This window comes from Arthrobacter sp. H5, assembly GCF_000520595.1.
Classification (GTDB): domain Bacteria; phylum Actinomycetota; class Actinomycetes; order Actinomycetales; family Micrococcaceae; genus Arthrobacter_D.
Genome location: NZ_KI915024.1, coordinates 1 through 8,897, shown reverse-complemented (window position 1 = coordinate 8,897; position 8,897 = coordinate 1). Strand labels below are relative to the sequence as shown.

The window sequence follows — 8,897 nt, the reverse complement described above, 5'->3', positions numbered from 1 at the left end:
CCCGTACCCGATTTTCTGGAAAGGTGCTGCGGGAGATGCGGCAGAGTCCGTCGACGTTTTCAATGGCGATCCGTCCCCTGCCCTGTCGGATGAATCCTCGGGCGGCGAAGTCTGCCATGGTTTTGCTGGTCGCTTCGCGGGTGACTCCAAGGAGTCCGGCGAGCTGTTCGTGGGTGAGTTTCACGGCACGGGCGTTGGTGAACCGGTTACGGGGGGGCCGTGTCGTCGAGCGTGAGCAGGGTAGCGGCGGCCCGGGCGGTGAGGGGTCGAAGCGCCATATCGGTCAGGCGCTCCTCAAACCGGGCCGCCTGTTCACCCAGGAGGCGTGAGATTTTGACGGCGATCTTGGGATTGGATAAGAAGTGTTCTTCGACGTCGGCTGCACTGAGCTGGCACACCACGGAGTCTTCGATGGCTTCGGCGTAGTTGTCGTACATCTGCTGGCCGACGAGCAGCATCTCACCGAAGACCGCGCCCGGCTCGAGGATGGCGATTGTGAGGGTTCTTCCGTCTTCGGCGACCCGGAAGATCCTGATTCGTCCTTCCTTCAGGATGAACAGGGCGCTCACCGGCTGGCTCTGGCTAAAGACGAGTTCGCCGCTGCTGAATAGTTTTGGCGGGGACATTCTGTCCAGGGCGGCCATGGCCCGCGCGGTGAGGTCAGCGAAGATCTCCACGGCGTTGAGGCAGCTGAAAGGCTCACCTGTCTCAGCCAAGGGGTCTACCTCGCGTTCGTGGGGTGCCCACGCCTTCGCCGAAGTGCTGGCGGCTGAAAGGACAGTGGTCGAGCATGCATCGTTCAGTCGTTGGGCGGTCATCGGCGTCTGATGATGAGCGCAGCGACCAGTCCCAGAATAAGACCGTAGATTATGTGTCCCATCAGGGACATCAGGGAGGCTCCATCGATGGCGAGGACTGGCATGCCCATCATTGCGGGCATTATCAGCTGCGAACCGAGCATCCACCACAGGGCACCGTACGCCACCCCGATGATCGCGCTGCGGACGAGACTGCCGGTGAGCAGGCCCGCGCCGGGCACCGCCAGTGCAAGCCCGATCAGGACCGAGATGACTAGGTGGACGATGAAGCCGACAGCGGCGGAGGTCGAGCCGACCATGGACGCGATCATCGGGAGCATGCCCATCATGGCCATCAAGCGGTTATGGAACCGACAACGGCACTCCCTAGACGTTAGGCACCGGGAAGGCTCGGCCAGGAGCCGAAGATCGTTCGGCGTACAGTGGGCAGCGATGAGTGACCTTGTTTCTGCCCACAGCCGGGACGCGACCAACTTCCTTCTCGATCACCTTCGGCGTGGAGGCTGGCGTCTGAAGGCCTGGTCGGAGTTCCTCGTCATGGCCTCGGAAAGGTCATTTCATCAGGCCCTCGCCCATCCACGCGCATTGCTTGAGCTGACCGCCCTGCATCTGCTGATGGGACTTGGAGCTGGCCCGCGCGGACGACGCTGGATTGCACTCGCCTGGCTGCTTGCAGCAACCCATCTCGGCCTGCTCGAGGACAGAAAAACACTCGGCGCCGCCAACATCATCACCCTGGCGCGAGGCAACCTGCCCGCCCTGGAGGGCAGGCTCGGCCAAGCGGTTCCGGTGCTCGCCCTCCTCAGCGACTTCGTTGACGGGAAGCTGGCCCGTGCCACGGCAACCGTCACGCTATTCGGCGAGCACGCCGATTTCATGGTCGATACCGCGTTCTGGACGTGGTTCAGCATTCGTCACGAACCGAGCAGGACGGTCCAAGTTGCGACCTTCGCCGTCTGGCTTGCCCCGGTTGCAGCTGTCGGGGCTGCAGCCTTCGCACGAGGAGAAATGATCGACGTTCCCCGGTCCCGCTGGTTCCGTCCCGCGGCCACAGTGCAGGTGCTACTAGGAATCCGTATGCTGCAGCGCTTTGTCCGTCAGCAAAAGCAGGAGAACTCCCGTTTCTACTGCGGACGTGCCTGGAGAACGTTGTCGATGGAGATATCCAGTTTCCCGCTCGCGAAAGCAACTGCATCGGCAATGTTCCGGTAAGGAAAAAACGGCTCAGGATAGGACCAGGCGATGTCCTGGAGGCCAGGTTCGCCGCTCACACTCCAATATTCCGTGGCGAATCCTTTGTACGGACAAACACTCGTGGTAAGCGATGAGACAAGAAAACTGAAGTCGACGTCGCGCCTCGGGAGGTAGTAACGGACCGGCAACCCGGTCTCCCACAGAAAGACGGCTTCGCGGGATTCGGCCAGCACGACGTCGCCGTAATTCACCGTTACCAGACGGGAACTGGATATTGCATCAATGTGAACGAACGGATCGTGCGGATGCTCGAATACTTCCAGGTCTTCCTCATACCAGTGGTCAAGCCCATCGCGCTGCCATGTCACACCGAGGTAGCCGTCCAGTCCTGACTTCCGCCACGCGCCGTGCCGTATGGTTCGGTCCCGTACCACAATGTCGTACCACTCAATGGCTCCGGAGCGCGGGTGTTGATGGTTCTGCTTGTCCGGGGCGTCGGTTGGCACCAGGTGCTCTGTGCGGACGTCCAACTCCTTGAAAACGTACCGGGGAACCGGTAGCTCTTCTTCCCACACAAGCAGCTGTTCACGGCTATCGACCAACGTAACGTCGTCGATGATGCCGCGCACCCATCGGGCGCTGGGGAATGGTTTCTTTGTTTTCTGCGTCATTGATGTCTCCTAACGGGGAGCCTGGGTTTGCTGACTTCAGAATGGCCGCGGAAGTAAGTCCTGGCAGGCCTGCTCGCAGCGGCGGCAGGCCTCGGCAGCCATCCGGCAGTACGCGTAAACGTCGGCGTGTTTTTCGCATTCCATGGCGCACGTGCTGCAGAAGTCTCGACATGCCATAAGGATCGTCTTCAGCAGGTTGCCGTCGACATCGGTCAGCCGGGAAAGGAACCGGCCAGTTGTCATGCAAAGATCCGCGCAGTCCTGGGTGCGTCGAAGACATGTGCGCAGTCCCAACGTCGACTCTTCCGCCGCGCAGGCGTCCGCGCAGGCATCGCACGCCTGCGCGCAGGCAAAGGCTGCTTCAATGCAAGCGGCCAGCGCCTGGGCTGTCGCCGGTTCACCCTGGGGGTGCACCGACATCATCGATTTGACCGAGTTCATGATTTCTCCGTCCAGCGACTCTTCCCCACCCGTCCTTCACCATAACCCTCCCCCGAGGGGCGGAGTCAAGGCCTGGACGCCCTATCGGCCCTCACCGTGAGAGCGCGCAACAAAGAAGCGGTGAAGGACGCCGCCCGTCAAGCCGCGCTGGACGCAGGATGGAGCGATAGCGAACTGACCAAAGTTTCCACCCCACGTTGCTCTGAATTTCTTCACCAACTACTTCGACCACCTTGTTGAGACGAAGTCGACTTACGGCAGGCCCCACCGATGGCAACAGTTACGGATGACACTCAGCGAACACCGAGCCATTGATCAACTTTTCCCGTCAATTTGTCCGACCAAGCACCCTAGTCAGATGCATTCCTGGGCTCAACCTTCCCTGCCCAGTTCGATACATGCACCGTGCGCCATCATGGCCTCTTGACCCTGACCTACGGGGAGGGTTTAGATTGAAAGCCGACGAGGGAGTTTCACTGTGCAAACACCGGATGGCAAAGCTGCCATGATCTCCGACTACGGACTGCTCGGGGACTGCCAGGGATCGGCCCTTGCCTCGAGGGACGGCTCGATCGACTGGTGGTGTCCGCCACGGTTCGACGCCCCCAGCGTCTTCGGCCGCCTGCTTGACCCGGACGCTGGGCACTGGACAATCCGCCCGACCGGTGAATACACCGTTACCCGGCGCTATCTCGCCGGCACCATGGTGCTCGAAACGGAGTTCGAGTGCGACGGCGGTAGCCTCCGCATGACCGACGCCCTGGCCCTTGGTCCGGGCGAGCGGGGCCATGAGGTGGGACATACTTCCCCGCATATGCTGCTTCGCCGGATTGAGGTCACCCGCGGCAGTGTGGAAGTGACGGTCGAGGTTGCCCCAAGACCGGAGTACGGGCTGATCATGCCCCATTTCGTGCAGACCACCACCGGGTGGGAGATCAGCGGCGGGGCGGACCGCCTTACGCTGACCGCCGGACTCAGCCTTACCGCCGGGGACGGGTCCGTCGGCGGAACCTTCACACTCGAGGCAGGGGAAACTGCCGCTTTCGCCCTCCGCCATCGGGGCGCCGTCGGCTCCCCGCCCCCCGCCGCCGATGGCGCCGCTGAGCTGGACAACACCATTGCGGCGTGGCGGTCCTGGAGTGAGATTCACCAGAGCTACCGTGGGGCCTACCGGGAGCAGGTGCACCGCAGCGCCCTGGTGCTCCAGACACTCACGTACAGTCCCACCGGAGCAGTTGTAGCCGCGCCGACTACTTCACTGCCGGAGGAGCCGGGCGGCAGCGCCAACTGGGATTACCGCTTTGGCTGGCTTCGTGACGGCAGCCTGACCCTCAAGGCGCTGTGGGTAGCGGCCTGCCCGGACGAGGCGCAGCAGTTCTTCGACTGGATCACCATGTCTGCCGGTGCACTCGGTGAGGGACACCTGCAGATCATGTTCGGCGTCGGCGGAGAGCACGACCTCACGGAACACGAGCTGGATCATCTGGCGGGTTACGCCGAATCGCGGCCGGTCCGCGTGGGCAATGACGCCTGGGACCAGAAGCAGCTTGACGTCCTCGGCGAAGTGTTCGAGTGCGCGTGGGTTCTGCGGGAACAACTCGGCGAACTCCCCGCCGAGACCCGGGACTTCCTGGTTGCTGTCGGCGACAGGGCCGCAGAAACATGGCAGGAGCGCGACTCCGGCATCTGGGAAGGGCGGGAAGGAACACGGGACTACGTGACGTCCAAGCTGATGTGCTGGGTGGCGCTGGACCGCGCGTTGAAGCTCGCCGACCGTCTCGGCGCCGCCCAGAAGGTCCCGGTGTGGGAGCGCGAACGGGACAGGGTCCGTGACGCAATCCTCGAAAAGGGCTGGGACAGCAGCGTCAAGGCGTTCACCGGTGCCTTCGGCTCGGAGCATCTCGACGCCGGTGTGCTTTTGATGCCGATCATGGGATTTCTACCGGCCGACGACGACCGCATACTGGCCACGCTGGACGCGATCGAGCGTGAACTCACCACCGGAAACCTGATCCAGCGGTGGACGGGCTCCGGGGGTGAGGGTGCGTTCATCATCTGTTCCTACTGGCTGGCCACAGCCCGGGCCATGGCAGGTGAACCTGAACGGGCGCGGGAAATTTTCGAGGCAGTTACCGGGTACGCCAATGATCTCGGGCTCCTCTCGGAAGAGATCGACATCAGAGAGGGCAGCCTGATCGGCAACTTCCCCCAAGGGCTTTCACACATCGGCCTGATCAACGCGGCGTGGGCAATTACCCAAGCCGAGGACGCCCAGGCCGGACAGGCCTGAATCCACTGAACCACTGAAAGTACGGAGAGGAACACTCATGGGAAAGCTACAGGACAAGGTCGCCTTCATCACCGGATCGGATTCAGGAATAGGCCAGGCCACGGCAGTCGAATTTGCGCGGGAGGGTGCCGACGTCATCGTCCATTACTTCCACGACCGCGACGGCGCAGAGTCCACACAGCAGCAGGTTGAGTCCCACGGCCGCCGGGCAATCATCGTCCAGGGCGACCACGGTGACGAAGAGCAGGTCAAAAAGATGTTCACGGAGGCCTTCGACGCCTTCGGACGGGTGGACATCATGATGAACAACGCAAGCGCTGACGCCTCCGGAACCTACGTCGCCGATCTGGAGATCGCCGACTTTGAGCGCACGCTGCGCAGCAACCTCATCGGCCAGCTCATCTGCTGCAAACACTTCATCAACCATCGGAAGCAGCAGGGCGGCGGCGGGAAGATCATCAACACCACCTCGGTGCACGAGGAACAGCCCCGGGCCGGTGCAGCCGACTATGACTGTTCCAAGGGCGCACTGCGGAACCTCACCCGAACCCTTGTCCTCGAAATTTCCGAGCTCGGCATGACGGTGAACAACATCGCCCCGGGAATGGTACTCACCCCGTTCAACCAGAAGGCAATCGATGACCCGGAGTACCTGAAGGAGCAGGTTAAGACCATTCCCCTCAAGCGTGCCGCGGAACCGTCAGAAATCGGCAGGCTCGCTGTTTTCCTTGCCTCGCCCGATGGCGACTACGTGACAGGAGCCACCTACGTCATGGACGGCGGACTGATGCAGATGGCCGGTCAGGGCGCGTAAATAAAGCCTCGACCGTCGCAACAGATGAACGATATCCAGGAGGAAACCATGAGTGAAACCAAGGCAGATACAACCGGCGGGCACACCGCCGGATTCGACCCGCAGCGCACCGCCCTGCTGGTGATCGACCCGGTCAACGATTTCCTGTCCGAAGGCGGCGCAGCCTGGGAAATGACCAAATCCACGGTGAAGAAAAACAATGTGGTGAGTCAATTACAGCGACTGATCTCCGCCACACGCGCTGCCGGCGTGCCCGTGCTTTTCGGGCCGATGGCCTACACGGAAGAGGACTACGCCGACGCCCGGTTCCAACAGCGCAGCGGCATCAACCGGTTGATGTTTGAGAACAAGATGTTCCTTGCCGGCTCTTGGGGCGCAGACTTCCACCCCGATTTGCAGCCCGAAAGCACGGACATCATCCTGGAGCCCCACAAGGGCACGGACGTTTTCGAAACAGACCTTCGCGACCATCTGGAACGACTCGGCACCGAACAACTGGTGATCGCCGGCATGACAGCCAATCTGTGCTGCGAATCCACCGGGCGCCATGCCACTGAGCACGGCTATGCGGTGACTTTCCTGTCGGACGCGATCGGTGCGGAAAGCCTGCCCGCCTATGAGGCATCGATCCATGTGAACTATCCGCTGATCGCCAACATGGTGATGGAAGTCGACGAATTCCTGGCCGGCCTGGCTGCCACCGGGCAGCAGATCCCCTCGCAGGGCGACACCGTGGTCGGCTCGGACCGCGGCGAGATCGGCGACGTGGTCGAGGTTGTGGCCGCCGACGGTGGCGATCCGGGATACCTGCTGGTCAAACGCGGCATCGTGTTTGACCGCGATACGTATATCCCGCTGGACGCGGTGACACACCGGATGGACAACCGCGTGTACATCAATGTTCCGAAGCTGGTTGTCGGAAAGCTGCCGTGGGGCGAGCCGCCGAGCGCCGCCGCCGAGAGCGAGAAGTTCGGCGCGCCGAAGACCGGGGTGGAAATGCTCTACGGTAGTTTCAACCCCACTGGTGCAGCTGGAAGGTAGCCATATTGTCAACGGGCGCTAAAAATACGGTTCACGGTCCGGCGGAGATCGCTCATTACCTCCCGCCGCACTATCTGGAATCCGAGCTACGCAGGGATGTTCTCGCGGGTCTGACCGCAGAGCCGAAGTCGCTGCCGCCGAAATGGTTCTACGACGATCGCGGCAGCAAGCTGTTCGAGCGAATCATGGAGCTTCCCGAGTACTACCCCACCCGCGCCGAACGCGAGATCCTTGAGCGGTATGCGCCGGACATGGCCGCGGCATCTCCGGCGGAAACCCTGATCGAGCTCGGTTCAGGATCCTCCAGCAAGACGCCCCGCCTGATATCGGCACTGCAGGAGGAAGGCCGCCTGCAGCGCTATGTAGCCGTTGACGTGAGCGACGGCGCGCTGCTGGGCGCGGGCGACCATCTCTCGGAAACGTTCCCGGGTCTGGAGCTGAGCCCGGTAGCAGCGGACTTTGAACGTCAGCTCCATGTCCTGCCGCGGAACGGGCACCGTATGGTCGCCTTTCTGGGAGGCACCATCGGAAACCTGGAGCCAGAACAGCGCACAGCCTTGCTGGAGGATATCCACGACTTGCTGGGGCCCGGAGGCGGGTCCTTGTTGGTCGGAACGGATCTGATCAAGCCTGAAGAGATACTTGTGCCGGCCTACGATGACTCTGCGGGCGTGACGGCAGAATTCAATAAGAACGTACTGCGGGTTCTGAATCGTGAGCTGGGTGCCGATTTCGATGTGGATGAGTTCGACCATGTGGCCGTGTGGCTGCCGGAGAAGCGCCGGATCGAAATGCGCCTGCGTGCCAGAAAGTCCATGCTCGTAACGCTGCCCGGCGTTGACCTCCAGGTTCTCTTCGCTGCGGGTGAAGAATTGAGGACAGAGATTTCCACGAAATTCAGTCGGGACGGCATCGCCGTAGAGCTTGAAGCTGCGGGGTTCCGTGTCGCGGGGCAGTGGACCGACTCGCAGGACCGGTATGCGGTCACTGTGGCCGAGGCTGTGTAGGCAGTGCAAGCGGAACAGGCGTTGGAGCTGCTGTCGGAGGAAGAGGCGGAGGTCTATGTTGCTTCCATCTGCTTCAAGACGGGACCGCCCGGAAAAATCGGCATCGAAGTGGAGCGCACGGTTCACCGTCTCCACGACAGTGCAGTCCCGGTTCCGGCGTCTCAGGTCCGTGACGCCGTCGGCAGCGTAGAGGGGACCCTTTTCGGAGGTGGACTCATCACCCTGGAACCGGGTGGCCAGCTGGAGATCAGTTCCGCGTGTGCAGCCGGCGTTTCCGAAGTGATCTCGTCCACGCGCGAGGATCTCGCTCAGGTCGGCAGGCTGCTGGCAGAGTCAGGGCTTCGACTCGGTGACTTGGCCCTCGACCCGGTTCGGCATCCGGTGCGAACGCTCGACCTTCCCCGCTACGCAGCGATGGAGCAGCAATTTGACCGTGCCGGTCCGGCGGGCCGGACCATGATGTGCTCCACCGCTTCCCTCCAGGTTTCACTGGACGCCGGCACCGACGGCGACGGCCCTGCTGGCGCAATCCAACGCTGGCACCACCTGTATTCGCTGGCGCCCCTGTTGACGGCGATGTTCGCCAATTCCCCGTTTGTCGGGGGCAGACCCAGCGGCTGG

11 protein-coding genes are annotated in these 8,897 nt (G+C 62.3%); 6 read left to right on the top strand and 5 right to left on the bottom strand.

Annotation, left to right across the window (positions count from 1 at the left end; translation table 11 throughout):
• The 3 genes from Y708_RS31270 to Y708_RS26340 form a co-directional block, all read right to left on the bottom strand.
• The coding region (locus Y708_RS31270) for a helix-turn-helix domain-containing protein (protein WP_253905886.1) at positions 1-184 on the bottom strand (184 nt) is incomplete at its 3' end.
• Positions 185-206: 22 nt separating this feature from the next.
• Entirely contained in the window at positions 207-716 is a 510-nt protein-coding gene (locus Y708_RS31265; protein ID WP_253905885.1) for a Crp/Fnr family transcriptional regulator, read from the bottom strand.
• Between the two features lie 98 nt (positions 717-814).
• Positions 815-1,153 (bottom strand): DUF6789 family protein, encoded by a 339-nt coding sequence (locus Y708_RS26340; RefSeq protein WP_051479181.1) that lies wholly within the window; start codon positions 1,151-1,153, stop codon positions 815-817.
• Positions 1,154-1,250: 97 nt separating this feature from the next.
• Here Y708_RS26340 and Y708_RS26335 point away from each other — a divergent pair, with 97 nt between their 5' ends.
• Positions 1,251-2,030, top strand: coding sequence for a CDP-alcohol phosphatidyltransferase family protein (locus Y708_RS26335; protein ID WP_155853944.1), 780 nt, complete (start codon positions 1,251-1,253; stop codon positions 2,028-2,030).
• Here Y708_RS26335 and Y708_RS26330 read toward each other — a convergent pair.
• Positions 1,943-2,683 carry a DUF427 domain-containing protein gene (locus tag Y708_RS26330; protein WP_035776846.1) on the bottom strand — a complete coding sequence of 247 codons (741 nt, stop codon included), beginning with the start codon at positions 2,681-2,683 and terminating at the stop codon, positions 1,943-1,945. The genes Y708_RS26335 and Y708_RS26330 overlap by 88 nt on opposite strands.
• A gap of 36 nt (positions 2,684-2,719) precedes the next feature.
• Positions 2,720-3,124, bottom strand: coding sequence for a four-helix bundle copper-binding protein (locus Y708_RS0118875; RefSeq protein WP_028281128.1), 405 nt, complete (start codon positions 3,122-3,124; stop codon positions 2,720-2,722).
• Between the two features lie 478 nt (positions 3,125-3,602).
• Here Y708_RS0118875 and Y708_RS0118870 point away from each other — a divergent pair, with 478 nt between their 5' ends.
• The 5 genes from Y708_RS0118870 to Y708_RS0118850 all read left to right on the top strand — a co-directional run.
• Positions 3,603-5,414 (top strand): glycoside hydrolase family 15 protein, encoded by a 1,812-nt coding sequence (locus Y708_RS0118870; RefSeq protein ID WP_216699842.1) that lies wholly within the window; start codon positions 3,603-3,605, stop codon positions 5,412-5,414.
• 37 nt (positions 5,415-5,451) lie between these two features.
• Positions 5,452-6,228 carry an SDR family NAD(P)-dependent oxidoreductase gene (locus Y708_RS0118865; RefSeq protein WP_028281126.1) on the top strand — a complete coding sequence of 259 codons (777 nt, stop codon included), beginning with the start codon at positions 5,452-5,454 and terminating at the stop codon, positions 6,226-6,228.
• Between the two features lie 120 nt (positions 6,229-6,348).
• Complete coding sequence (locus tag Y708_RS27735; RefSeq protein ID WP_216699841.1) at positions 6,349-7,269, top strand: cysteine hydrolase family protein; 921 nt, start codon at positions 6,349-6,351, stop codon at positions 7,267-7,269.
• 5 nt (positions 7,270-7,274) lie between these two features.
• Entirely contained in the window at positions 7,275-8,276 is a 1,002-nt protein-coding gene (gene egtD / locus Y708_RS0118855) for an L-histidine N(alpha)-methyltransferase (RefSeq protein WP_216699840.1), read from the top strand.
• 3 nt (positions 8,277-8,279) lie between these two features.
• The coding region (locus Y708_RS0118850) for a glutamate-cysteine ligase family protein (protein WP_028281136.1) at positions 8,280-8,897 on the top strand (618 nt) is incomplete at its 3' end.

Excerpts from the sequence above, each read along its gene's own strand:
- Y708_RS26335 (WP_155853944.1), top strand. The coding sequence starts at position 1,251 with ATGAGTGACCTTGTTTCTGCCCACAGCCGGGACGCGACCAACTTCCTT.
- Y708_RS0118875 (WP_028281128.1), bottom strand. The coding sequence starts at position 3,124 with ATGAACTCGGTCAAATCGATGATGTCGGTGCACCCCCAGGGTGAACCG.
- Y708_RS26340 (WP_051479181.1), bottom strand. The coding sequence starts at position 1,153 with ATGGCCATGATGGGCATGCTCCCGATGATCGCGTCCATGGTCGGCTCG.
- Y708_RS0118865 (WP_028281126.1), top strand. The coding sequence starts at position 5,452 with ATGGGAAAGCTACAGGACAAGGTCGCCTTCATCACCGGATCGGATTCA.
- Y708_RS26330 (WP_035776846.1), bottom strand. The coding sequence starts at position 2,683 with ATGACGCAGAAAACAAAGAAACCATTCCCCAGCGCCCGATGGGTGCGC.